At 45.8% G+C, this 24,138-nt stretch carries 24 protein-coding genes and 1 pseudogene; 22 read left to right on the forward strand and 3 right to left on the reverse strand.

Annotation, left to right across the window (positions count from 1 at the left end):
• The first annotated feature begins 53 nt into the window (after positions 1 to 53).
• The 7 genes from dinG (at position 54) to nth (ending at position 7,432) form a co-directional block, all read left to right on the forward strand.
• On the forward strand, positions 54 to 2,864 hold the full coding sequence (gene dinG, locus KNO75_RS02965; RefSeq protein ID WP_214793947.1) for an ATP-dependent DNA helicase DinG: 2,811 nt from the start codon (positions 54 to 56) through the stop codon (positions 2,862 to 2,864).
• 64 nt (positions 2,865 to 2,928) lie between these two features.
• Positions 2,929 to 3,114, forward strand: a complete 186-nt coding sequence (locus KNO75_RS02970; protein WP_015881492.1) for a YpmA family protein — start codon at positions 2,929 to 2,931, stop codon at positions 3,112 to 3,114.
• Between the two features lie 29 nt (positions 3,115 to 3,143).
• Positions 3,144 to 3,596 carry a hypothetical protein gene (locus tag KNO75_RS02975; RefSeq protein ID WP_353047562.1) on the forward strand — a complete coding sequence of 151 codons (453 nt, stop codon included), beginning with the start codon at positions 3,144 to 3,146 and terminating at the stop codon, positions 3,594 to 3,596.
• 20 nt (positions 3,597 to 3,616) lie between these two features.
• Positions 3,617 to 4,804 (forward strand): pyridoxal phosphate-dependent aminotransferase, encoded by a 1,188-nt coding sequence (locus KNO75_RS02980; RefSeq protein WP_214819713.1) that lies wholly within the window; start codon positions 3,617 to 3,619, stop codon positions 4,802 to 4,804.
• Positions 4,805 to 4,824: 20 nt separating this feature from the next.
• Positions 4,825 to 6,126, forward strand: a complete 1,302-nt coding sequence (asnS, locus tag KNO75_RS02985; protein WP_214788579.1) for an asparagine--tRNA ligase — start codon at positions 4,825 to 4,827, stop codon at positions 6,124 to 6,126.
• A gap of 62 nt (positions 6,127 to 6,188) precedes the next feature.
• Entirely contained in the window at positions 6,189 to 6,773 is a 585-nt protein-coding gene (locus KNO75_RS02990; RefSeq protein WP_214819715.1) for a DnaD domain-containing protein, read from the forward strand.
• Complete coding sequence (nth, locus tag KNO75_RS02995; RefSeq protein WP_214793940.1) at positions 6,773 to 7,432, forward strand: endonuclease III; 660 nt, start codon at positions 6,773 to 6,775, stop codon at positions 7,430 to 7,432. The genes KNO75_RS02990 and nth overlap by 1 nt, the downstream gene beginning before the upstream one ends.
• A 38-nt stretch (positions 7,433 to 7,470) precedes the next feature.
• On the opposite strand, the gene KNO75_RS03000 is transcribed toward nth, so the two are convergent.
• Positions 7,471 to 8,322, reverse strand: coding sequence for a DUF3800 domain-containing protein (locus KNO75_RS03000; protein WP_251126025.1), 852 nt, complete (start codon positions 8,320 to 8,322; stop codon positions 7,471 to 7,473).
• A gap of 356 nt (positions 8,323 to 8,678) precedes the next feature.
• Here KNO75_RS03000 and recU point away from each other — a divergent pair, with 356 nt between their 5' ends.
• From recU to KNO75_RS03040, 8 genes are all read left to right on the forward strand, one after another.
• Positions 8,679 to 9,305 (forward strand): Holliday junction resolvase RecU, encoded by a 627-nt coding sequence (gene recU, locus KNO75_RS03005; protein WP_214788568.1) that lies wholly within the window; start codon positions 8,679 to 8,681, stop codon positions 9,303 to 9,305.
• A gap of 20 nt (positions 9,306 to 9,325) precedes the next feature.
• Complete coding sequence (locus KNO75_RS03010) at positions 9,326 to 11,950, forward strand: transglycosylase domain-containing protein (protein WP_214819717.1); 2,625 nt, start codon at positions 9,326 to 9,328, stop codon at positions 11,948 to 11,950.
• An 80-nt stretch (positions 11,951 to 12,030) separates the two neighbouring features.
• Entirely contained in the window at positions 12,031 to 12,591 is a 561-nt protein-coding gene (locus KNO75_RS03015; protein ID WP_214788562.1) for a hypothetical protein, read from the forward strand.
• Positions 12,592 to 12,608: 17 nt separating this feature from the next.
• Positions 12,609 to 14,858: a DEAD/DEAH box helicase gene (locus KNO75_RS03020; protein WP_214819719.1), complete on the forward strand. Its 2,250-nt coding sequence runs from the start codon at positions 12,609 to 12,611 to the stop codon at positions 14,856 to 14,858.
• Positions 14,855 to 16,018: a ribonuclease H-like domain-containing protein gene (locus KNO75_RS03025; protein WP_214819721.1), complete on the forward strand. Its 1,164-nt coding sequence runs from the start codon at positions 14,855 to 14,857 to the stop codon at positions 16,016 to 16,018. Before KNO75_RS03020 ends, KNO75_RS03025 begins: the two co-directional genes overlap by 4 nt.
• Positions 16,015 to 16,560: an SLOG family protein gene (locus KNO75_RS03030; protein WP_214788552.1), complete on the forward strand. Its 546-nt coding sequence runs from the start codon at positions 16,015 to 16,017 to the stop codon at positions 16,558 to 16,560. The genes KNO75_RS03025 and KNO75_RS03030 overlap by 4 nt, the downstream gene beginning before the upstream one ends.
• Before the next feature lie 4 nt (positions 16,561 to 16,564).
• Positions 16,565 to 16,861: a cell division regulator GpsB gene (gpsB, locus tag KNO75_RS03035; RefSeq protein ID WP_214793934.1), complete on the forward strand. Its 297-nt coding sequence runs from the start codon at positions 16,565 to 16,567 to the stop codon at positions 16,859 to 16,861.
• Between the two features lie 20 nt (positions 16,862 to 16,881).
• On the forward strand, positions 16,882 to 17,457 hold the full coding sequence (locus KNO75_RS03040; RefSeq protein ID WP_214788546.1) for an NERD domain-containing protein: 576 nt from the start codon (positions 16,882 to 16,884) through the stop codon (positions 17,455 to 17,457).
• A gap of 34 nt (positions 17,458 to 17,491) precedes the next feature.
• On the opposite strand, the gene KNO75_RS03045 is transcribed toward KNO75_RS03040, so the two are convergent.
• Positions 17,492 to 17,779 carry a hypothetical protein gene (locus KNO75_RS03045; protein WP_074034596.1) on the reverse strand — a complete coding sequence of 96 codons (288 nt, stop codon included), beginning with the start codon at positions 17,777 to 17,779 and terminating at the stop codon, positions 17,492 to 17,494.
• A 96-nt stretch (positions 17,780 to 17,875) separates the two neighbouring features.
• On the opposite strand from KNO75_RS03045, the gene KNO75_RS03050 reads away from it, so the two are divergent.
• Complete coding sequence (locus KNO75_RS03050; protein WP_214691944.1) at positions 17,876 to 18,127, forward strand: hypothetical protein; 252 nt, start codon at positions 17,876 to 17,878, stop codon at positions 18,125 to 18,127.
• Positions 18,128 to 18,177: 50 nt separating this feature from the next.
• Here the strand turns inward: KNO75_RS03050 and KNO75_RS03055 are convergent, their stop codons facing one another.
• Positions 18,178 to 19,716 (reverse strand): FAD-dependent monooxygenase, encoded by a 1,539-nt coding sequence (locus KNO75_RS03055; protein ID WP_214819723.1) that lies wholly within the window; start codon positions 19,714 to 19,716, stop codon positions 18,178 to 18,180.
• Positions 19,717 to 19,828: 112 nt separating this feature from the next.
• Here KNO75_RS03055 and KNO75_RS03060 point away from each other — a divergent pair, with 112 nt between their 5' ends.
• The 6 genes and pseudogenes from KNO75_RS03060 to KNO75_RS03085 form a co-directional block, all read left to right on the forward strand.
• A complete protein-coding gene (locus KNO75_RS03060) occupies positions 19,829 to 20,452 on the forward strand; it encodes an NUDIX hydrolase (protein ID WP_353047547.1) in 624 nt (207 codons plus the stop codon).
• Between the two features lie 40 nt (positions 20,453 to 20,492).
• Entirely contained in the window at positions 20,493 to 20,693 is a 201-nt protein-coding gene (locus KNO75_RS03065) for a DUF2187 family protein (RefSeq protein ID WP_214788531.1), read from the forward strand.
• Positions 20,694 to 20,710: 17 nt separating this feature from the next.
• Positions 20,711 to 21,895, forward strand: coding sequence for a DUF2157 domain-containing protein (locus KNO75_RS03070; RefSeq protein WP_214815997.1), 1,185 nt, complete (start codon positions 20,711 to 20,713; stop codon positions 21,893 to 21,895).
• Complete coding sequence (locus KNO75_RS03075; protein WP_214788525.1) at positions 21,892 to 22,344, forward strand: GDYXXLXY domain-containing protein; 453 nt, start codon at positions 21,892 to 21,894, stop codon at positions 22,342 to 22,344. The genes KNO75_RS03070 and KNO75_RS03075 overlap by 4 nt, the downstream gene beginning before the upstream one ends.
• A gap of 238 nt (positions 22,345 to 22,582) precedes the next feature.
• Entirely contained in the window at positions 22,583 to 23,314 is a 732-nt protein-coding gene (locus KNO75_RS03080; RefSeq protein WP_251126026.1) for a 3D domain-containing protein, read from the forward strand.
• A gap of 106 nt (positions 23,315 to 23,420) precedes the next feature.
• Positions 23,421 to 24,137: pseudogene (locus KNO75_RS03085) on the forward strand (ABC transporter ATP-binding protein); the annotation flags it as partial.
• Between the last annotated feature and the right edge of the window lies 1 nt (position 24,138).

Below are 24,138 nucleotides of genomic sequence, written 5' to 3' on the forward strand. Positions count from 1 at the left end.
GGTAAGATGAGACAGATAGAAAGCACGAGCGTGCCTAAGATGGGATGGATGTTATGGACACGTATGTGATTGTGGATATAGAGACAACGGGTCATTCCGTAAAGTCCGGTGATGAACTGATTGAGTTTGCGGCGGTCGTCGTACAAGCTGGTGAAGTAATCGAGCGCTATAGCACCTTGATTCGACCTGGTCGACCAATCCCACCTTTTATTACGCAATTAACAACGATTAGCGATGATGACGTAAGTGATGCACCGACATTTGAAGAAGTGATTCCCGACATTTGGAAAATGCTAGATGGACGGGTATTTGTCGCGCATAACGTCGCATTTGATTTAACTTTTTTAAACGAGAGTCTTGAACAAGCCGGTTACCTTCCATTTCAGGGTAGAGCCATTGACACGGTTGAAATGTCGCGCATTCTTTATCCGACATTAGAGAGCCATGCCCTTGAAGCGTTATCCGACACTTTTGACCTCGTACATACTGACGCACATCGGGCCCTTAGTGATGCGGAGGCGACTGCCGAGCTCTTTATTCGAATGCTGGAGCGGTTGCGTGAGTTGCCTGTCGTGACATTGAAACGACTTCGCGACTTATCAGAGTCGTGGACGAGTCATATCGAGCCGTTACTCGATGAAATCATCGTCGAGATTGGGATTCGACCTGATGACGAAACACGTTTTGATATTCATCGTAAGATTGCTTTGCGTCGTCCGGACGATTCATTCGTACCGGCAATAGAGCGTGAGCCGTTCGAACCGTTTCTACTTCGTACGATTGAAGAGACGCTCCCGTCAATCTTTGAGCAGTTTGAGCCGAGACAAAGTCAATTTGAAATGATGCGTCACGTCTATAAAGCGTTAGATGATGAGGAAACGCTGTTAGTCGAAGCTGGGACCGGTACTGGGAAAACATTGGCGTATTTGATCCCGAGCGCGCATCATGCACTCGAGACGAAACGGCCGGTCGTCATCAGTACGCATACGATTCAATTACAGGAGCAGTTGTTGACCCGTGATTTACCGGTGCTCCAACAGATTTTTCCGGAAATTGAATTCACGCTGTTGAAAGGAAGACGGAACTATATCGATTTGCGAAAATTTGAGATGGTTCTCGACGAATCGAATGATGGACTGTTAGTTTCGATGTGTAAAGCGATGGTGCTTGTATGGTTGACTGAAACGGTGACGGGGGATTTAGAAGAACTCTCCTTCCCAGGGTCTGCGACGCAAGGTCCTGCCGCCTTCAAACGCCTGATACAAGCAGATGCTTCAAGTGAATTCGGTCGATTCGATCCATGGTATAGTCGTGACTTTTTCACAAAGGCGGTCCTACGTTCGAAAGAGGCAGACTTGATCGTGACGAACCATGCGTTGTTATTTTCTGATTTACAACATCAGGCAGGCATCTTACCGACTGATACGCCACTCGTATTAGACGAGGCGCATCAAGTCGAAGAAGTGGCCTCTCACCATTTTGGAGTGACGTTTGATGCCATCCAATTCGACCGGTTGTTTAAATGGTTTGGATATGGAGCGGATGGAAAGTTTCATTCACGAATCATCCAACTTGCCGATTTGACTTCTGTTACGGAAGAGGCGGAGGCGTTCAGCCAACAAATTGATTCTGCGCTTGCTCGGGTTGAAGAAGAGCTCGAGGACCTTTTGACTGCGTTGCAATCGTTAGGAAAGAAAAAAGAACCTCGTCAAACGGTTCGTTTCGAACGAGAAGGAGCTGCGTTCCGACCAATTCGCGAAGTGGCGAATCGATTAGAGGACAAGTTGCGAACGCTTCGGACATCGCTCAGGCACCTACACCGTCTGCTCGATGAGCGAAAAGAGCATATGACATTCAAACAACGTGCGCTCTTGAGTGATCTGAAAACATTGATTAGCGATGTTCGAGAACTCGAAAGTGTCATTTATGAGACGATGTTGACACGAGACGATGATGCGGTCAGCTGGGTCGAGTTGAATTTAGGGAACCGAAAATTGACTTCGGTGTATACACAACCTGTCGAGATTGGACCGCTGTTGCACGAACGTCTATTCAAGAAGAGACCGACGATTTTAACGTCGGCGACGATGACAGTCTCCGGTAAGTTTAGTTTCATGGAGCGTCGACTTGGACTAGAAGGAGAACCGGTGAGACGAGTCGTGCTACCATCACCATTCAACTTTAAAGAGCAGGCCAAGTTGTTTGTTCCATCAGACTTCCCGTTAATCAATGATGTCCCGCTACCGCAATTCGTCGACCAGACGGCCCAATCAATCGTTCAAATCGCGAACGTGACAAAAGGACGGATGCTCGTTCTCTTCACATCGAATGAATTGTTACGTCTCACTTACGAACAAGTGAAAGACCATCTCGACCCGTCCTACACGCTCCTTGCCCAAGGTGTCAGCGGAGGGTCGCGTAGTCGATTAACGAAGCAGTTTAAGCGGATGGAGCAGTCTATTCTTTTCGGGACCGCTAGTTTTTGGGAAGGTGTGGACATTCCGGGTGAGGCGTTGACCTGCCTTGTCATCGTACGTCTACCGTTTGCGCCACCAGATCAACCCATTATGCAAGCCCGTTCTGAAAAGATTGAATCGATGGGCAAATCCCCATTCTTTGAACTGTCACTTCCTCAAGCGGTCATTCGATTCAAGCAAGGTGTCGGTCGATTGATTCGATCGAAAGCGGACTATGGTGCGATTTTTGTATTTGACCGTCGAGTGGAGACGACTCGGTACGGGAAACAGTTTATCAACAGCTTGCCGAAGGTGGACCGGATTGAAGGGACGCTAGAAACGTCTCTATCAGAGTTGGAGTTATTCTTAGATGAAAAGGAAAACTCCGTTGCAAGAAATGATAGATAACGCTAGGCATCATGATGTTATCGTTTTATAATGATACGTATAGTGTTTTGGAGGAGGAGTCAACATGAATTCGAATATTGAGACGCTTGCGAGTGTACGCATCGAACCGACTGCGGATGTTTATAAGATTGTCGATTTATTGAATCGGACGTTAAAAAGTCAAGATTTGATGTTCGGCCTTTCGCTTGAGAAAAAAGTGAATGATCCGAAGAAGGAAGAGATGGTCTTCACCATCTATCGTACAGAATGACCAGAAAAACAAAATGGATCGTCTCATTGGTGACGGCACTAATTGGTGTCGTCCTTGTCTTTAGCGTGATGTATCGATTCACGATTGGACATACAGAAAATCAAAAAGAGCAACTCATCGAGGAAGCAACGACACGATTGAATGAGGAATCGCCAAACCTACAAGTGGGGCAAGGCGAGCTGTTCAATGGGACAGAGGCATATGTTGTTTTCCCGGAAGCGGACGGGGACTCTATCTGGTTCGTGCCATTGAATGACAAACTAGAGATTGAACAGCGTGAAATCGGTGAAGTAAATGCGAATGATGTCTGCGTTCGTTCAGTCAAGGAGACAGGCGGACAACTAGTCAGTTGTAAGTATGGTTTCGACGAGAGAGCGCTTATTGAAGTAGTCACAAAGGCAGATGCATCTTATACGTATTCGTATTACACGTTACAGACTGGAGAGTATATTCGACGCGTCCAATTGACCGATCAAATGTGACGAATTAGAGGGGGATCATGATGGAACATCTATTAGCGAAACGAGTAAAGCAACTCACACCATCGACAACATTAGCGATTACGGCTAAAGCAAAAGCGCTAAAGGCCTCAGGAAAAGATGTGATTGGACTCGGGGCAGGTGAGCCTGATTTTAATACACCAGAACGAATCATCGATGCTGCGTGCCAAGCGGCTCGTGATGGCGATACAAAGTATACACCTTCGGGCGGAACAGTCGCGTTGAAGGATGCCATCATCGAAAAAACGAAGCGAGATAGTCAGTTGACGTTTGAGCGTAATGAGGTGATGGTCGCTTCTGGTGCAAAACATGCTTTATACGCTTTATTCCAAGCAATTTTAGATGAGGGTGACGAAGTCATCGTCCCGACACCATACTGGGTCAGTTATCCAGAGCAAATTAAACTTGCGGATGGAAAGCCTGTATATGTCGATACCAATGAAGACACATCATTCAAATTGACACCAGAATTACTCGAACATGCGATCACGGACCGGACGAAGGCAGTCATTTTGAACAGCCCTTCAAATCCGACGGGAATGATTTATACGAAAGAAGAGCTACAGGCACTCGCCGATGTCGTTCTTCGACATAACCTTCTCGTCGTGAGCGATGAAATTTATGAAAAGTTGATTTATGGGGACGCAGAATTCGTATCGATTGCGACCCTACCAAACATGCGTGAACGTACGATTATCATTAATGGGGTCTCAAAGTCCCACGCGATGACAGGATGGCGAATCGGGTATGCCGTTGGTGATGCGACAATTATTAGTGCGATGACAAACTTAGCTTCTCACTCGACATCAAACCCGACATCTGTCGCTCAGGCGGCAGCAGTCGAGGCATACAATGGACCACAAGATGATGTGGAGATGATGCGTCAGTCGTTCGAAGAGCGACTTGATATCGTCTATAATCGTCTCGAACAAATTCCGGGAATCACTTGCTTGAAGCCACAAGGCGCATTTTACTTATATGCCAATGCAAAAGTTGCCGCGACCGAGAGCGGATACGACACAGTCGATGCTTGGTGCGAGGCAGTACTTGAAGAGGCGAACGTGGCACTCGTTCCAGGTTCTGGATTTGGACAGGAAGACTATGTACGATTATCATATGCAACAGAATTAAAACGCGTATTAGAAGCGCTCAATCGAGTAGAAGACTTCATTACGAAGCGCACTCGATAAGCGAAAGGATGGAAATGAATATGACAACAATTTCAATTAACCAGTTTAAAGATTATGAAGGACAAACAGTCCGCGTCGGCGCTTGGATTGCCAACAAACGTTCGAGCGGAAAAATTGCGTTTCTCCAATTACGCGACGGCAGCGGATTTGCACAAGCCGTCGTCGTGAAGGCAGACGTTTCTGAAGAATTGTTCACCCTCGCCAAAGGTGTGACACAAGAAACTTCTGTCTGGGTGACAGGTAACGTCAAATCAGATGGTGGACGCACACCACTTGGCTTTGAATTAGAAGTTACTGATTTAGAAGTGATTGCGGAATCAGTGGATTATCCAATCACACCAAAAGAGCATGGAACGGAATTCTTGATGGACAACCGTCACTTATGGCTCCGTTCACGTCGGCAACATGCGATTATGAAAGTTCGTAACGAAATTATTCGTGCGACATATGAATTCTTTAACAAAGAAGGATTCGTCAAAATCGACCCACCAATCCTGACGAGCAGTGCACCAGAAGGTACGACAGAGTTGTTCGAGACAGACTACTTCGGTCAATCTGCTTACCTCTCCCAGACGGGGCAATTGTACATGGAAGCCGCTGCGATGGCACTCGGTAAAGTATTCTCGTTCGGACCGACTTTCCGTGCAGAGAAGTCAAAAACGCGTCGTCACTTGATCGAGTTCTGGATGATCGAGCCAGAGATGGCGTTCTTCGATCACGATATGAACCTAGAAATTCAAGAGCAGTATGTTTCATACATCGCACAGTCTGCGCTTGAGAACTGTAAGAATGAACTTGAATTCCTTGGACGTGACCTAGAGAAGTTGGCGCAAGTGAAGGCACCATTCCCACGTGTCCGTTATGAAGATGCGATCAAATTCTTGAAATCTGAAGGATTCGATGATATCGAATACGGCGACGATTTCGGCGCACCACATGAGACGGCAATCGCGAACGCGCACGATCAACCGGTCTTCATCACGCACTGGCCAAAAGAAATCAAACCGTTCTATATGAAAGTGGACCCTGAAAACCCAGAGCTCGTACTCTGTGCAGATTTGATTGCACCAGAAGGGTATGGCGAGATCATCGGGGGGTCGCAACGTGAAGACGACTATGAACGTCTAAAAGAAGAAATCATCAAAGAAGGTCTTGACGAAACCGATGCGTACGATTGGTATCTCGAACTTCGTCAATACGGTTCGGTCCCACACTCTGGTTTCGGGCTCGGACTGGAGCGTACGGTTGCATGGATCAGTGGAATCGAGCACATCCGTGAAGCAATCCCGTTCCCACGTTTATTAAACCGAATCCACCCTTAACGATTAATCGGGGAAGACGTCATGTCCTCCCCGATTAATGTGTCTTAGAAAGGAAGTGCGACATGGATGCACATCAATTGATTCAATTATTCGAGCAAAGTCCGGTCGTCATTCCGCGAAAACTGTTCACTGATGCTAGACGACTCGACTTGTCACCTGTCGAATTCAGTCTCATCGTCCATCTACTTGAAATGACTGGGGAAGGCATCGTCATGCCGCTCCCGAGCGAATTAGGGAAACGATTGAATATTTCGGAGAATGAGGCACGATCTGTGCTGCTCGGTCTGTTGCAAAAAGAATTGATTGCCATTGACGCTTCGAGTAATAGCGAGCGATACAGCCTATTGCCACTGTTTGAAGCGTTACAAGGAGAAGAGAAAATCGCACCGCAACAGACGTTGAATGAAAATATCATTCATACATTTGAACGAGAATTTGGGACAATTACCCCGTTTGAGATTGAACAAATCGTTGGATGGATGACGGAAGATAACTTCAGCGAAGAGTTGATTATGGCGGCTTTGCGCGAAGCAAAACTACGGAATGTTCGAAACTTTAAATATATGGACAAAATCTTACGCGTCTGGCAGGACCATCAAGTCGAGACGCTTGAAGATGTCGTGGAATATCAACGGAGGAACAAGTGATGTTGACGAAAGTTCAGTTACAAGAAGTGTCGGACACGATGAAGCAAATGTTCCCGGATGCGCATTGTGAGTTGACCCATCAAAATCCATTCGAATTAGTGGTCGCCGTGGCGCTTTCCGCGCAAGCGACAGATGCCCTTGTCAATAAAGTGACACCAGGTCTATTTGAAGCCTTCCCGACAGTTGAAGCGATGGCTGCCGCAGACGTTTCGGAAATCGAGGCATTGATCAAGCGGATTGGCCTATACCGTAATAAAGCGAAGAACGTGAAGGCGCTCTCTGAGAAAATCGTGAACGAGCACGACGGGATTGTGCCGTCAGACCGGGCGTCTCTAGAGGCCCTTCCAGGCGTCGGTCGCAAAACGGCCAACGTTGTCTTGTCGGTCGCGTTCCATGAACCCGCTTTTGCCGTGGATACTCACGTCGAGCGCGTGTCAAAACGTCTTGGCATTTGTCGTTGGAAAGATAACGTTCGCCAAGTCGAGGATACGTTGATGAAGAAGTTCCCACGCGATGAATGGTCGCAGCTTCACCATCAATTTATCTTCTTTGGACGCTACCATTGTAAAGCGCAGCGACCTGCCTGTGAGACGTGCCCGCTTCTTCATATGTGCCGTGAAGGCAAGAAACGAATGAAATCGACGAAAGTCACTACGTAAAAATGCATCGACACGTTTTGTGTCGATGCATTTTTGGTTTAATGGTTCCAAGGATGGTCGCTCCACTCACGACGCTTTTTCGTGATGGGTACCTTTTTGAAGCCCCAGTTGCGGAAGTCTTGGTCCGGACTTTCTTTACGAATGTAAATTTTGTCCTTGATCGCTTTGAAGATTCGGTTCTCGTCCCCATAATGGACGAACCGTGGTTTTACTTCAATCACACCACGACGAACGCGTGACAGTGGGAGGCAGACGAGGTCTGCGATTTCTAATCCAGATTGATACATCGTGTTCTGCTTCTCAGAGAAAATGAAGCCTTTAATTTTTTGACGACTCTTTTCGACATCGAGGTGGACCGTACCAGAATTGAAAATATCGAAAAATGCTTTTTGGATGAGTAGGTTCTGATAATCATCTCTTGATTCGAGGACGACGCGTGCACTGACTGCCTCTGTTTCCTCTAAGAACGCATAAAAGGACTTCATCAGGTGGGCGAAAGCGACGACGTACGGATCTTTTGGCGTCGAATAAAAGTCATGTAATTTTTGCTTATCGACTTCGACACTGACGATGGTACAATCAATTCCCCGCAAAAAGTCAGGTAGTTTATCCCAAAAATCACGCAACATGTCGATCGTGATGCCGTCTTCTTTACCGTATGGATGTTCCGCCTTTAAAATTTCTTTCAAATGTAGCGGAATTTGCTCGGTTTTAAAAACGTCTCGCTTAAACGCATGAAGACGACGCTTCAACTCACAAGGTAATCCGGTTTCATCCGCGTCGATTGAATACTTGTACTCCATCAACACACCAGTCAAATTGAATTGTGTATTGCCTTTCGGTGTACCAGTCTCGTCCACGAACATGACATACTTCTTTCCACTTTCCATCCAATCCCTCCAAAACGGCTTAACAGTAACGTCTTTAAGCATCCTATTTTATTTCCAAATGGTGATTCGGTCAATCTATTGCACAGAAATTGCACACTTTTTAAAGAATGACATCAATTAGGTTTATCGATGTGTCATCTTGGATAAACACTATAGGTGCTATTATCATAAAAAAACAATCGGGTCATACATAACGAGAGCTTTTCAATTTGGATACACAATCGCTTACATACTAGTTTAACATACGGGAGTTTGGTACGATATGTGTTGCGGTAAATCCACATAAGTGTCGACCGACAGAAGTCGACAATCAGACCTGAGACGGAAGGAACGAGTGGACCGACCTGTTAATATGTATGTATGGGGTGACGACATTGTTCCATTATCCAAACGGTAAGAAAGCAAAAGTGACAAAGATAGAAAAGGGGGAAGGGATTTCGAAGGAACGATCGAATTCTCCAACCTATGCGAATCGCGGAATGAATTTGGAGACGTTGTTGAATGAAACGAATGAATTTTATCGGATTCATCAACGGGCCGTCATTCATAAGAAACCGACACCGTTACAAATCGTCAAAGTCGACTATCCGAAGCGGAGTGCCGCCAAAGTGACGGAAGCTTATTTCAAACAGGCATCCACGACCGACTATAACGGGGTGTATCGCGGCAAGTACATTGACTTTGAAGCGAAAGAAACGAATAATAAGACGTCGTTTCCGCTCGGCAATTTCCATGAACATCAAATTGAACATATGCGTGAGTGTGAACGTCACGGAGGGATTTGTTTTGTCATCATCCGCTTTAGTCGCTATAATACGCAATATGTATTGACCACCGAACAACTCGTCCAGTGGTGGGAACAACGAATGACGGGACGTAAATCGATTCCACTTCGCTTTATTGAAGAGGAAGCGATTGAAGTGCCGACGAGAGCCTTACCGTCGATTGATTATTTGACGGTGCTCGATCAATGGCTCGATTGAATAGAAGGAGTGAACCATGAATGGAGCGAAGTAGGGTCGCACGTCGACAAGATTCGACGACGAATAAACGCAAAAAAACTGGGAAACAACCAAAGAATAAGAGTAAGAAGCCGATGTGGAAACGCATCTTTTTATTAGGTTTCATGTTATTTATTGCAGCAGTCATCGCATTCGGAGCATATACCGTATATGCAATTGCGACGGCACCAGAGCTTGACGAAGAAAAACTCGTCGATACGTATCCGATTCAGCTGATCTCGGCTGAAGGCGAACCGCTCGAAGGAGCCGGTCAAATTCGGGAATACGTCTCCATTGACGATATTTCAGAAGTGATGCAACAAGCGGTCGTCTCGATTGAGGACCGTCGTTTCTATGAACACAACGGAATCGACTTACGTCGAATCGGTGGCGCGGTCGTGGCTAACTTGACTGACGGTTTCGGTGCAGAAGGTGGATCGACCATCACGCAGCAGTTGGTGAAACAATCGTTTCTTTCAACGGATAAGAAGTTGAAGCGTAAGCTTCAAGAGCAGTGGCTCGCGCTCAAACTTGAACGTGAGTATACGAAAGAACAGATTTTAGAGATGTATTTAAATAAAAACTACTACGGTAGTGGTGGATACGGTGTACAAACCGCATCAAAACGCTACTTCAACAAGCCAGTGTCTGAAGTCAACTACCAGGAGGCAGCAATCCTTGCAGGTCTTCCGCAACGTCCGAGTGCATACGACCCGATCAATGGCGACCAAGAGTTGACGCGTTATCGTCAAGAACAAGTCTTGTCTGCGATGAAACGAGACGGTCACATTTCGGAAGAACAGTATAACGAAGCGCTTGATGTTGCCATCGCTGACGTCATCTCACCTGGTGAAGAGACGGAAGAAGAGGCGTTCACACGTGCAATCTATTCACGCGTACTCAAAGAGTTAGAAGAGGATTTCGGACTTGAACAGTCAGATATCTATGGCACAGGTTTGAAAGTGTATACGTCAATCAATAAAGAGTTGCATACGAAAATTAATAGTGATATCAAATCGAATAACGTTAATCTTCAAACTAACGGATATCCAGAAGAGTTAAGAATGGGTGCGACCGTATTAAATACGAAGACAGGTGAGATTGTCGCGATTGTCGATAGTCATCAGGAAAAACAAGGTGATACGACGTACCGTGACTATTCAAACGAGAAGTATCAGATTGGTTCTACCGCGAAGCCGTTCTTTGATTACGGTCCAGGGATTGAGAACGGACAGTGGTCGACGGGGAAAGTATTGCTTGATGCGGAATTGGATGGCACATATAGTCCAAATAACTATTATCAAGGGTTCCGTGGACCAAATACGATGCGCCAATATTTGAAGATTTCAGCGAATACACCTGCAGTTCGAGCGTTCCAAGAAGTACGGGATGAGTATGGACAAGAGGCTATTGAATCGTTCGTCAAAAATGTCGGGATTGAACCTTCTTATTCTGGCGATCAATTAAATGAGTCGAATGCACTTGGTACAGCTGAGGCAAGCACGACGCAAATGGCTGCCGCATACGCGGCGCTCGGTACAAATGGCATGTATACAAAACCTCACTTGATTCAAAAGATTGAGTTCAATGACGGTTCGAGCATCAATTCGCCAGTCAAAGCGAAACAGGCGATGGAAGATTATACGGCATACATGTTGACGGATATGCTTCGTGACGTAGTGAGCGCTGAAGGTGGAACATACGTACCGGGTGCATTCCCGTGGGACGTAGCAGGTAAAACGGGTACGACCAATGAACCAAACTCAACAAATCCAAAAGATAAATGGTTTACGGGATACTCAACTGACTATTCTATTTCGGTTTGGACAGGGAAGTCGAGTGAAGCAACAAATGCTCAATTCGAGCCTGACCATGCACAATACTTCTTTGAATATATGATGCAGGAAGCGACAAAGATTACAGGTCAACCAGATCGCTTCGAGCGTCCAGACTCTGTCTTGTCTCTTGGGAATGAACTTTATGTCAAAGGGACGAAGCCAAAAGATCTTCAACCTGAGAAATTGACTGCTCCAACGGGCGCAAGCGTCAACTATGATGAAGATTCACAAGCCGGTTCTGTCTCGTGGTCATACGATTTTGATGGTGCAAAAGCAGACGGCTACTCAGACATCTCGTTCACTGTGACGCAACAGTCGGCGGATGGCGGTGAAAAAGTCGTCGGTACGACTGGAGAGACGAGTGTCGATATTGCAAACTTAGCTGAAGGGGACACGACGTTCACCATCGTTGCCAAAGCGACGAACCCATTGACGGGTGAACAGCAATCGGCACCAGCGCAAGCGAGCTACTCGATTGAACCGAAAGAAGAACCGAAGGAAGAAGAAGAAAACCCTTCTGAAGAAGAAAATAACGAAGACAACCCAGCAGATGAAAATAACGGCAATGAGGAAAATAACGGCAATGGTAACGAAACCGACAATGGAAATGGTGAAGATACGACTGACGAACAAAATCCTGATGAGCCGGCTACTGATGAAGGCACTGATGAAGGAACAGACCAACCGACGGATGGAGACGATTCAGGTGCTCCGTTAGAAGGTCAATCGAATAATGAATCGCCAAACACGGAACGTGGGAACGGCAATTCGAATAACGGAAATAACTAAGAAAGGCAGGGCGACATTGTGCGCCCTGTTTTTCGTATGACTTTGTTATAATGAAAAGAAAGGGAACAGGATGGTGACACATGGTTCAACTCTCTTTAAAGCGCAAGATGAAAGTGTTATTTGTTATGGATCGACTGCAAGACGACGATTTCGGCGTACCGCTCAGTGGACATCTCGGATTAAAGCTTTCCCATCTGCTGTTAAAAGAGTCGATTCCACTTGGTCGTCTCATCCATGATCAAACCGTCGCTGAAGCGATTGGACATGCTTACTTAAAACGAATCGGTGTCGAAACGATGTTCACGGGTGAGGAATCCTACTATCCGAATTTACTTCGTGGCAATCGTCAAACCTTATCGACAGACGAAGATTATTATAAAACGGTGCAACGCTACGCCAAGCATCTATTAGCGGTTCATTCGAAATGCACGAAGCTACATACCATTGTCTTATTCGGTCGATCGACACAACGTCTGTTTTCAGACGCGCTCATCCGCCTTGAAGAAGAGAATGCGCATGTCGCCACAACGTTTCAAAACATGACCATTTTAAAAATGCCCGCTGTATCGAGAGTGATACGAGATGAACGGATTCAATCGATCCGGCAAACCGTAGTGGAACTTGCACCTTCGAATTCATAAAAAAAGAAGGTGAACTGATGCGAAAATCACGCTCCGTCGAAGAAATGATTCAAGAATTAAAAGAAGATCCGAGCTTTGCCAAAAACGTCCGCCACTGGCATACAGTCGATGCACGTCCGGCACGATATGCACCCATTCCAGAGCAAGTACCGGAACAATTGACGAACGTCTTGAAGAGCCGGGGAATCGAACAGCTGTATACGCACCAGGCTGAAGCTGTGAAACAAACGGCAGCCGGTCACTCGACTGTCATAGTGACGCCGACCGCATCAGGAAAAACACTGTGCTATAACTTACCGGTACTTTCAAAGATGATTGAAAAACCAACAGCACGTGCGCTTTATCTTTACCCGACAAAAGCACTCGCGCAAGATCAAAATAGTGATTTGATGGAGATGGTCGAGGCACTCGAGGGGAATTTGCGATGCTTTACGTATGATGGGGATACGTCTCCCGCCGCGCGAACAAAAGTCAGGGATGCGGGAAATATCGTCATCACCAATCCGGATATGCTCCATTCCGGAATTTTACCGCACCACACGAAATGGATTCGTCTATTTGAAAATTTAGAGTATATCGTCGTCGATGAGTTGCACACGTACCGTGGTGTGTTTGGTAGCCACGTCGCAAACGTGTTTCGTCGATTGAAGCGAATTTGCGCCTATTATGGAAGTCATCCGAAATGGATCATGACTTCCGCGACGATTGCGAATCCACGTGAACTCGCTGAATTGTTGACGGAAGAGGAAGTCGTGTTAATCGACCGGAACGGGGCGCCTCAAGGGAAGAAGCATCTCGTCTTTTACAATCCCCCTGTCGTCAACGAAGCACTTGGAATTCGTAGAAGTGCAACACTCGAGACGAAACGTATCGCATCGAAGCTCGTCGAAGCAAACATTCAAACGATTGTATTCGCACGATCGCGTGTCCGCGTCGAGGTGCTTTTAACATATTTACAAGAACTGACACGACGAGAGCTTGGACCGAAGTCGATTGTCGGGTATCGAGGGGGTTATCTTCCATCGGAACGCCGCGAAATTGAACGACGGTTACGGAATGGTGAAATCAAAGCAGTCGTCTCAACGAATGCGTTAGAACTCGGCGTGGATATCGGGCAGTTACAAGCATGCGTTCTCAATGGCTACCCCGGAACCGTCGCCTCACTTTGGCAACAAGCTGGACGTGCAGGTCGTCGTCATTCCGAGTCACTCGTCGTATTCGTTGCGTCTTCGTCCTCTCTCGACCAGCTTGTCGTCGAACAACCTGATATGATTTTAGATCGTTCGCCGGAAGCTGCTCGCCTTGACCCGAATAACTTGATTATTTTAGTGGACCATATGAAGTGCGCCGCATTCGAATTACCGTTTCAAAAAGGGGAGCGATTTGGAACGGTCGACACAGAGGATATTTTAGAGTTCCTGACCGATGCGCAAGTGCTACACGAACGAGCGAATAAATACTATTGGATGACGGACTCATTCCCGGCGCATGACATCTCTCTTCGAACGAGCGACCAAGAGAATGTCGTCATCGTCGACCAAACCGCAAAACATCAAGTGATCGGTGAAATGGATACGTTTAGTGCGATGACCTTATTACATGATGAAGCAATCTATTTGCATGGCGCCGAACAATATCAAGTCGAAAAGTTAGACTTCGAAGAGAAAAAGGCGTTCGTCCGTCGTGTCGATGTCGACTACTATACGGATGCGAATTTGGCCGTAGAATTGAAAGTGCTCGAAGAAAACAAGACGGATGGTGCAAAAACGTTTGGCGAAGTATCCGTCATTGCGATGGCCACCCTCTTTAAAAAAATTAAATTTGGAACACATGAGAACATCGGGTCAGGTCCGATTCATCTCCCGGAGCGAGAATTGCATACGACGGCGACGTGGTTCACATTAGACGAACGTTATGCATACTCGGAGGCAGATCTCGAAGATCAACTTGAGGCGGTCAGTGACTTGTTTAGACGACTCGCACCGCTCTATCTCATGTGTGATACACTCGATTTATTTACGACCATTCAAATGAAGTCGACTCATACGAATAAACCGACCGTCTATTTATATGACCGCTATCCTGGTGGCATCGGTCTCAGTGAGGCGCTTTATAAAGATGCAGATATGGTACTTGAAGCAGCAGAACGGACAGTATCAGACTGTCCGTGTGAGAGCGGATGTCCTCGCTGTGTCGGTATGGTCGGATATGGGGACTTCAAACAGCAAGTCATTCGTCAGTTACAAGCATTGAAAGGATCGTTATGAAAGCAAAATTATCTAGATTAATAAAAACGAAAGAACCTGTCGAACCAGTACGCACGGCATCTCCCGACGAAGTGGAGCAGCGGAAGTGGATTGAGCAGGGTGGGGACATTTTAACGTTTGAAGAGGAGTGGTGTGTTCGAATCCGAAAGACATATCCACTAGATGAGATTTACCACGACTATGCTTTCGGAGACGCAAGTCGAATGATGCGAAAAACTGAACATCCGTTTTTTGCGGTCGACTTAGAACCAGAACAAGTACTTTTCATGGATACGGAGACGACCGGGCTACGTGGATCTGGCACATCGATTTTTTTAATCGGGTTTGCGAGAATTCGAGCAGAACACTTAGAAATGATTCAATATGTCTTGCCGCACCCTGCGTTTGAGACCGCCTTTTACTATCATTTCTTGCAAGATATCGGAGACGAGGTACGTTTCGTCACCTATAACGGGAAGTCCTTCGACTGGCCGCAAATCAAGACGAGACATACGTTTGTCAAATCTCGGGTCAAAGCGTTGCCTTCCGTCGGTCATGTCGATTTATTACATGCCGCGAGGCGATTGTTGAAACCGAGATTAGAATCGGTGTCACTTAAAGCTGTCGAAACGTATTTCGGTCATGGCCGAACAGATGACCTTCCTGGATTTTTAGCACCGATGCATTATTTCCAGTACGTCAAAGAACGGAACCCGGAGATTCTCATGCCGGTCCTCGAACACCATCATGCAGACTGTTTAAGTCTTGTCTCTCTCTACACAAGACTTAGTCAACTTGTCACGACTCCACAAACAGATTTCGGTGAAGAGCGTGCGCATTGGTTACATGACCTTGGCGAACAGGAACGGGCGCTAGAAGCGTTTGAACAGCTTTCGAGTCCTTCGAAGCGAGCCGTCATGCGGCAAGCAATGCTATTGAAGCGAACGGGACGTATGGAGCAAGCAATTCCGTTATTCGAATCATTGCATACGATCGAGGGCTATGTTGAACTCGCCAAATATGCAGAGCACAAGCAGAAGGATGTGGCACTCGCGATTGATTATACGGAACGAGCGATGGAGCTCCTCGAGCAAAAACGTACAGTGTTGCGTCAAACGATCAATCGAGAAAAGGTCGAACTAGAACATCGCCGCGCCCGTCTAGAAAGGAAGAGATCATGAAAGTTGTAGCCATCACAGGATATCGTCCTCATGAACTTGGAATTTTCAAAGCAGATCATCCCGGAATTGAAATCATTCAAGAAGCTTATCGTAAAAAAATTCTTGAAGTCATCGAACTTGGCGCTGAATGGTTCATCTTTAGTGGGACGAACGGTTGTGAATTATGGGCCGGACAAGTATTGTTAGAGTTAAGAGAAACTTATCCAATTAAAATTGCGGTATTTCCTCCGTTCTTAAATATGGACGAACGCTATAAACCGTTCGAGCAAGAATTATTTGTGCAACTGCAACTCGAAGCCGACTTCTTCGAACCGTTGACGCAACGTCCGTATGAGGATCCAAGTCAACTACGCGCAAAAACTGCATTCTTTTTAGACAAAGCAGAAGGATTGATTACCTTGTATGACGAAGAAACGGAAGGAAGTCCCCGTTTTCTAGTAGAAGGGGCACGGCGAAAGCCGAATATGGAAGTCTTTTTGATTAATCAGGAAGATTTACGTGTCATTGAGGAAGAAAAACAATGGGAACAACAATGGGAGTGATACGATGCAAACCGAACTAACGGCAGAAGCAATTTATAAACAAGAATTTAAAACAGCATTACGAGGGTATTCGCAAGAAGAAGTCGATCAATTCTTAGACGTGGTCATTCGCGATTATGAAAAGATGGCAAAAGAGATCGATCGTCTCCAAAAGGAAAATGATTCATTGCGTCGCGAATCATCACCTGCAGCGGAACCTGTCAAGCCAGCGCAGCCTGTCGCATCTAATTATGATATGTTGCGTCGCATCTCAAATCTCGAAAAAGCAGTCTTCGGAAAGCAAGTGGGACCAAGCGAATAAGGAATAGGGGGGTGGAGTGAATGTTACAAGTGTTAACGGCTACTGAGAAACAACCCGTTAAACAACAGACAAGAAAGCTGTTTCGTCCGAAAGAAGAAGTGATGAAAGCACCGACATGCTATACGGATCGTCTCGTCGAAAACATTAGACACACTTGTCGTTTTGATTGGATGATGATTGAACAAGTCGAGTTTGGGGACGATCTCGTTCATTACGTGCTCGTTGGACCTAAAGGAGTATTTTTGATTCAATTAAATCGAACTCCAGCCCCTGTCCATTTGACGAACCGCGAGTGTCGGACAGAGACGTCTATGGGATGGAAACACGTCTATCCACATCCTGTCACGGAGTTAGAGCGAATGACCAAACAAGTACGTTCACGACTGAAAAAAGAGTGTGGACAAGCGATTCCGGTTTATTCGTTTTTAATCTTCCCAGAGACGGAACAGTTGAAGCTTAAACGGATTAAGGCCAATTGTGGCGACTCTTTCAAGTTGGTCGATCAGGTCATCAGCAAAACCAATCTTGAGATGTTGACGGAGCCACTTGTTAAACAAATCGCCTACTACTGTTCTGAAAGACAAGTACATAAATAAGAAGAAGGCCAAATGATTGTATTTGGCCTTCTTCTTATTTTAATAGTTCTCTAGCTTTTGCCGCATCATCTCGATGGACGAACAGTGCGACACGGTCGTCTAAATTTTTTGCGAGCGGTTTTAACAACTTTCCGGTCGGAAGTCCTTGTTCTATCCGACAGGTGATTCCCTGTTCTGTCAGGTAATGATAGTCACCTAATAGTTCCTCGCCTTGCTTCCCAAACGCTTCACCGAAGCGAACCCATTTTAAGTTGCGAATCGTACGAATCGTGACCAAAATGACGAACAAGATGGCGAGTACAATGATGAATAATGTTTCCAACGCATTCAACCCCTTCTTTACACAAGTTTAATGGTGCGGCGAGTTGAAAGCAATATGAAGTGAACGTTATACTAAAATGGAAAAGAGGGGGATTTTATGAAAAAACCGATTCAATCGAGACGAGAGGCAATCTCGCTCCTCGAAGACCAGCAAGTACTCTACATTCGAATTCATAACGGCCAAACCGGTATGATCAAATCGACGGAAGAAGGCATCATCGTCGCCATCCCGAATGAAGAGACAGACAAAATTGATTTTCGTAAGCTCGAGGATATCGAGGCGTTTGAAGCGTTCTACGATTTGACGCTTTCAAAACCAGGTATTCTATATGTAAATGTTGAAGAATAAATGACATGGAGAGCTTCACCAATGTGGTGAAGCTCTCCATTTATACACGCTTATGTTTGCGGAAGCCAGACGGCTAACTTGTCCTGTAAAGGTTTTAGACGGACATGATGTTGCATATGCAATAAATAGCCGTCTGGACGTATGACCAATATACCGCGTTTCATAAATAGTGACTTGGCAAGTTCATTTCCTTGATCGAAAAATGGACGACTCGTCTTCGACAATGTAATGGTTTGAATGAATGGATGATGCTGATTTAAGAATTCATAAATCGCTGTCAAATCACGTTTGCCATCGTCGAACACGAGCACTTGGAAGCGTCCGTCGGCAATCTCCGAAATCTTCGTCCGAAAGCCGTCATCGGTTCGTAAAATCTCTGTCTCAGGAAAGATCTTTCCTTCGGAAACTCGTCGAAATGGCATACGCAACGCTTTCGGATAGGACAGATGAAGTTGCGAGATTCGTTCCGTTATCTTTTGATTAACGAGATTGACTCGTGTGAAGACATCAGCTCCGATGGCTTGGAACGGTAACAGCATCGGAAGGGTCGTTTGAAGCATCACGGTCGCGATATTCGTCGTCTGTAGGACATTCTTTGCAACGTGCTCGCGTTCATCCCGATACGTCGAGACGACTTGATGTGGAGCACCCGTCTTCAAATGGAGCCATAGCTTCCAACCTAAGTTGAATGCATCCGCAATCCCAGTGTTCATTCCTTGTCCACCGACCGGAGAATTGATATGAGCCGCATCGCCCATTAGAATGATGCGATTATGGATAAACGTATCGACCATCCGATTATGAACGCGAAAAAGTGAGAACCACTCGACATCGTGGATGTGAACAGGCATGTGACTACGTTGTTCAACAAATTGTTGAAGGTCCGATTCCACGAATGATTCATCGGTTCGTAAGTTTCCCGTTATCCGGATTGTTTCATCTGTGAGTGGAAATACTTCTAGCACCCCTTGATCCGAGAAGAAAATATGCACCTCTTCGCGAGAAATGGGCCAATATGCTTTCAAATCCGCTAACACCCATGCCTCTTTAAACGACTTCCCACTGAAAGGGAGGGCGAGCATTCGACGGATAGAACTGTTCGCACCATCAGCGGCGACGACATATTTGGTTTCGACTGAACGCTGGGTCCCATCTGCAGCAGTCAAATGAGCAATCGTACGTGATGGATATTGGGTGATCGACGAGAGTGATTCGCCGCGCTTCACTGCGTGACCATGTTTGTGTAGGGCGCGTTCTAAAATTTCTTCTGTTTCATTTTGTCGCAGTAGTGTCACGAAAGGATACGGAGTGACAAGCTTTGAAAACTCTAGCTTTGCCGTCCATTGACCTGAGAAATAGAGATTTCCCCGTTCAATCGTACGGGCCCGCTCGAGCACTTCTTGGGCGACATCTAAGCGAGAGAACACTTCGATTGTCCGCGGCTGTATCCCGATAGCCCGAGAATTATCCGACGGGGTCGTCTTTCGGTCGATGATTTGAAATGAAACGCCATATCTGGCTAAGGTGAGGCCGAGCGTCAGGCCGGTCGGTCCGGCTCCGACGATTAGTACATCCACTTGTTCGTCCAAAGTGATCAACTCCTATCATTAATAATGATATTTCCGACATTGGCAGCGATTAAACGAAAAGTGGGGTATAGAACGGTATAAGATATTCGATGATGGAAGGTGAGTGAACGGTGTGCAGCCATGGATCAATGAAAATCAAATTCGAAATAGCTTTACAATGGAAGAAGATTACGAACAGACAGCGGCGGTATTAATTCCGCTCGTTGAAATAGAGAAGGAATGGCATGTCGTCTTTGAAGTACGTGCCCATACGATGCGGCAGCAACCCGGGGAGATTTCTTTTCCAGGAGGTCGACTTGAAAAAGGAGAGACACCTGTCGAAGCGGCGGTGCGAGAAACGTGTGAGGAGCTCGAGATTGCGTCAACTCAAATTGAAGTCATTGGCAAATTGAGGCCGCTCGCCACACCCCATCGACAATTGATTTATCCGTTTGTCGGAATCTTATCGGAATTACCAAGTGTGAAAGAAACGGATGAGGTCGATCACTTGTTTACGGTATCGGTCTCTACATTGCTTATGATTGACCCGTTCCATGGAGAGATGGAGTGGACGATGAATCCAGATCAGAATATTCCATTAGATCGATTGGCGAATGCTAAAGCGTACAAAAAACGGGTAATTAAAATGAGAGAACCTTTCTACGAACATGAAGACTATATCATTTGGGGACTTACTGGAAAATTTTTGACACAATTTATTCAACGCATAAAAGAAAACGTATTCAAACCGACATAATTTCGTTATAATGATAGAAACAAATTTAGATTGGAAGTGAATGGGTGTGTCTGAAGAATTCCTCGTAGGTGATATCGTGAAGTCGACTCGTGAAGGATGGGTCGCAGAAGTGACCGCCGTACTGACCAATACTGTGATCGGAGACGTTTCGATCATGGAAGAGTTTCAACAACTCGGGCTCGAGTTTGAAAAACAAGTTTTATTAAAATCAGATTTGGAATTGATTGAACGCGCCAGCTGACCTTTTTTCTGAAAGGGATGATTCAGGTGTCCATTGACAAAAAAGTACGTGAATGGCAAGAGGCGGGTTTGTTAGATGAAGCGACGGGTAAAAGACTAGTCGACTATGAACATACACAACGGGCGGCTAGTGAGCGACATGATCACAAGCCGCCTGTTTTAGTTATTGTCGGCTCGATTTTACTGGCACTCAGCCTATTTAGCTTCGTTGCAGCCAATTGGCAGGCGATTCCTGACCTCTTAAAGATTGGGTTATTTCTTATTTTTATGGTTGGATTTTATGTCTTTGCCGAGCGGGTCCGCTTGAAAACGCCGAGGTACGTCACTTTATTACGCGTATTAGGATTTGTCTTTTTTGTAGCGACCATGGCGGTCATCTTTACCACGTATAATCTATCCGGGCAATTGACGTTTCTGTTTTGGATCCTCTTCACGATGGCAGTTTTGCACAGAATCATGTATGAGCACGTCATTTTTTCGATTATCTCCGCTATCACTGCATTCATGGCCGTCACGAACAGTTTCGAAGGTATAGGGTTGACGTTGATTGGATTTGCACTCGTCGTGACATGGGTATGGTTCCATTTTGTGGAGGAATCATTGGATCGGACGTTCGCATGGCTCACCTTTTACGGTATTCTCAATATCTTTGGTCAATATGTGAACTATGAAGGAAGACTATGGCCACTTTGGTCACTCGTCATTTTACATGCGTTACTTCTGATTTATCGTAAGCGGGCTGCTTGGCAAGCTGCCTATTTATTTGTCGCAGCCGTGCTTTCCATTGGCTATTTAGTGAATGTCACGGAAAGCTGGCTCTCGCAAAGACCACCTTCGATACTAGAAGCGACCCTTCTATCCATAGCACTCGTTGCCGTCTATTTGATTCATCGCCGAAACGATCTGTTGTGGGTGAGTTTGCTCGCAGTCATTCCATTTGCATTATTCGAGGATTCAGGTGTACTTCTGGCGGTATTGATTGAAGTGATTGCATTGGCATACCTCGTCCGTCAAGACATGATGAGACAACCAACCATCTTCGCCTTTATCTATTTCCTAGTTGTCCAGATGACGATTTATTTCATTTATGTATGGGACCGTCTGGATATCTCTCTCTTCTTCTTGATCGGTGCGCTCATCGTCTTCGCATTGTCACTCGGACTATGGTGGCGTAATCGTACGAGAAGGGATGTGACGACATGAAACGATTGTCCACGTGGGTCATTCCGGCCGTCCAAGTCATGATTGCCGTCCTGTTTGTCATTCTTGTCTTTGCCATCTCGTGGGTAGGGGAGACATACACGTTCAAAGGTACTTCGTATGAACCGTATGACCCGTATTTTGGAGACTCTATCTATCTGGAATATGACGAATTCGAAGGACGTCAAAATGTTGAGACGGGGACGGTTTACGTTTCGTTCGAGCAAGGGGAAGATGGATTTGCCGTCATCGACCGAGTCGAGTCAAAACCGTTTTTCGGAGGAGTACGGGCGAACTACTATGACCGCAACCTTTATATAGAAGAAATGGGGTCGTATCGTGTCCCTCAAGATGAAGTAGACAGGGTGGAAGGGGAAAAATCTTTCACGGTCCAAGTCGATGTTGCACCGTGGGGGATGCTCAGATTGCATGATTTAAAGCCAATTGAATAAATAAAACACATGACAGGAAGATTACAGGTTTGTTACATGGTTTATTGTAACGATTCTGTAATTTTTTTGTGAAACCTAGTAATAGCAACGTTTTTCGCAATTGTTACAATCTGTAACCACTTTTTACGTCATATGTCAGGAATATTTCACTTCGTTGAAACGGCTACTCCAATGTAACGTGTCGTGGTAAATTAACATCTGTTCGTTACATAACGAGAAAGGTGATGACCTTACTACGATGAAATTGATTAAATATATGATGTTATTTGGAACCGCAATGATTGGGATGTTCACATTCGTTGGTCAAGCAGATGCTGCACAGATCGGAATCGGGACAGAACAGAAAATTGTACAAAATCCAATTGAATTAGAACGACAAGCGATTGAAGAAGAACGACAGAAAGAAATCGCCCGTCAAAAGAAAATTGCCGAAGAAAAACGCATCGCTGAAGAGAAACGCATCGCTGAAGAGAAGCGTCTCGAAGCAGAACGTCTTGCTGCAGAGAAAGAGAAAGCAGAAAAGGAAAGACTTGCTAAACTTGAAGCAGAACGAAAAGCTGAAGAAGCGCGTAAAGAAGCAGAACGTGCGGCAGCAAAAAAGGCAGCGGCTTCTTCGAATAAAAAGACTACGGCGACACCAGTGTCTACGTCAGCGGGTAAAAAAGTCATTACAGTCGAATCGACTGCATATTCAAATGATGTCGCTGATAACAAGGCATATGGTGGTCGTGTCTTAACAGCAACTGGTCATGACGTGACTGATTCGATTTATTATAACGGGATGCGAATCATCGCTGTTGACCCTGCCGTCATTCCATTAGGTTCTAAAGTCCATATCCAAGGTGTCGGTGATGCGATTGCCCTTGATACAGGTGGAAGAATCAAAGGACATATCGTCGATTTACTCGTCGATTCCAAACAGGATGCGATCCAATGGGGGCGTCGTCATATCAAAGTAACGCTTTACTAATGGTCAGGTTCTCCAATAGGAGAGCCTTTTTTTGTTTAACAAAGTAGAGAAACGGGCAAAATACTATTTGAATTTCCATTTTGGAAATAGTCGAGGAGGGATCAGGTTGATTGAGTTTCGTGATGTGTCAAAACGTTATGAGGACGGGACGTTAGCCGTCAAAGAGTTAAGCTTAACAGTAGAAAAAGGAGAAATCTTTGTATTGATTGGACCTTCCGGGTGTGGAAAGACCACGACGATGAAGATGGTCAATCGCCTCATCGATCATACGGACGGTAAGATTTTAATCGATGGAAAAGAAATCTATCAATTCGATATTTTTGAGTTACGCCGTAACATCGGTTATGTGCTTCAACAAATTGCCTTATTCCCCCATCTAACAGTTGAAGAAAACATCTCTGTCGTACCGGAACTATTGAAATGGAAAAAAGAACGAACGAAAGACCGTGTGACGGAATTGATGAAAATTGCCGGTCTCGACCCGAAATTACGTTCGAAGAAGCCCTCGGAACTATCTGGTGGTCAACAACAACGGGTCGGGGTATTGCGCGCACTAGCCGCAGACCCGGACGTCATCCTGATGGACGAACCGTTCTCTGCGCTTGACCCCATTAGCCGTGGTCAATTGCAAGATGACATCAAGCGACTAAATGATGAACTCGGTAAGACGATTCTATTTGTCACACACGACATGCAAGAAGCGATGAAGCTCGGTGACCGCATCGCATTGATGCGCGACGGCGAACTCATGTTGGTCGGTACACCAGATGAAATATTGGCGAGTGAAGATCCGTTCGTCTTAGAATTCACACAACGCGGAAGAG

The organism is Exiguobacterium sp. s35, from assembly GCF_018617535.1.
Classification (GTDB): Bacteria; Bacillota; Bacilli; order Exiguobacteriales; family Exiguobacteriaceae; genus Exiguobacterium; species Exiguobacterium aestuarii.

What these genes read in the sequence shown, in the direction of transcription:
- dinG (WP_214793947.1), top strand. Translation starts at nt 54, where the DNA reads ATGGACACGTATGTGATTGTGGATATAGAGACAACGGGTCATTCCGTA.
- KNO75_RS02970 (WP_015881492.1), top strand. Translation starts at nt 2,929, where the DNA reads ATGAATTCGAATATTGAGACGCTTGCGAGTGTACGCATCGAACCGACT.
- KNO75_RS02980 (WP_214819713.1), top strand. Translation starts at nt 3,617, where the DNA reads ATGGAACATCTATTAGCGAAACGAGTAAAGCAACTCACACCATCGACA.
- asnS (WP_214788579.1), top strand. Translation starts at nt 4,825, where the DNA reads ATGACAACAATTTCAATTAACCAGTTTAAAGATTATGAAGGACAAACA.
- KNO75_RS02990 (WP_214819715.1), top strand. Translation starts at nt 6,189, where the DNA reads ATGGATGCACATCAATTGATTCAATTATTCGAGCAAAGTCCGGTCGTC.
- nth (WP_214793940.1), top strand. Translation starts at nt 6,773, where the DNA reads ATGTTGACGAAAGTTCAGTTACAAGAAGTGTCGGACACGATGAAGCAA.
- KNO75_RS03000 (WP_251126025.1), bottom strand. Translation starts at nt 8,322, where the DNA reads ATGGAAAGTGGAAAGAAGTATGTCATGTTCGTGGACGAGACTGGTACA.
- recU (WP_214788568.1), top strand. Translation starts at nt 8,679, where the DNA reads ATGTATGGGGTGACGACATTGTTCCATTATCCAAACGGTAAGAAAGCA.
- KNO75_RS03010 (WP_214819717.1), top strand. Translation starts at nt 9,326, where the DNA reads ATGGAGCGAAGTAGGGTCGCACGTCGACAAGATTCGACGACGAATAAA.
- KNO75_RS03015 (WP_214788562.1), top strand. Translation starts at nt 12,031, where the DNA reads ATGGTTCAACTCTCTTTAAAGCGCAAGATGAAAGTGTTATTTGTTATG.
- KNO75_RS03020 (WP_214819719.1), top strand. Translation starts at nt 12,609, where the DNA reads ATGCGAAAATCACGCTCCGTCGAAGAAATGATTCAAGAATTAAAAGAA.
- KNO75_RS03025 (WP_214819721.1), top strand. Translation starts at nt 14,855, where the DNA reads ATGAAAGCAAAATTATCTAGATTAATAAAAACGAAAGAACCTGTCGAA.
- KNO75_RS03030 (WP_214788552.1), top strand. Translation starts at nt 16,015, where the DNA reads ATGAAAGTTGTAGCCATCACAGGATATCGTCCTCATGAACTTGGAATT.
- gpsB (WP_214793934.1), top strand. Translation starts at nt 16,565, where the DNA reads ATGCAAACCGAACTAACGGCAGAAGCAATTTATAAACAAGAATTTAAA.
- KNO75_RS03040 (WP_214788546.1), top strand. Translation starts at nt 16,882, where the DNA reads ATGTTACAAGTGTTAACGGCTACTGAGAAACAACCCGTTAAACAACAG.
- KNO75_RS03050 (WP_214691944.1), top strand. Translation starts at nt 17,876, where the DNA reads ATGAAAAAACCGATTCAATCGAGACGAGAGGCAATCTCGCTCCTCGAA.
- KNO75_RS03065 (WP_214788531.1), top strand. Translation starts at nt 20,493, where the DNA reads ATGGGTGTGTCTGAAGAATTCCTCGTAGGTGATATCGTGAAGTCGACT.
- KNO75_RS03070 (WP_214815997.1), top strand. Translation starts at nt 20,711, where the DNA reads ATGATTCAGGTGTCCATTGACAAAAAAGTACGTGAATGGCAAGAGGCG.
- KNO75_RS03075 (WP_214788525.1), top strand. Translation starts at nt 21,892, where the DNA reads ATGAAACGATTGTCCACGTGGGTCATTCCGGCCGTCCAAGTCATGATT.
- KNO75_RS03080 (WP_251126026.1), top strand. Translation starts at nt 22,583, where the DNA reads ATGAAATTGATTAAATATATGATGTTATTTGGAACCGCAATGATTGGG.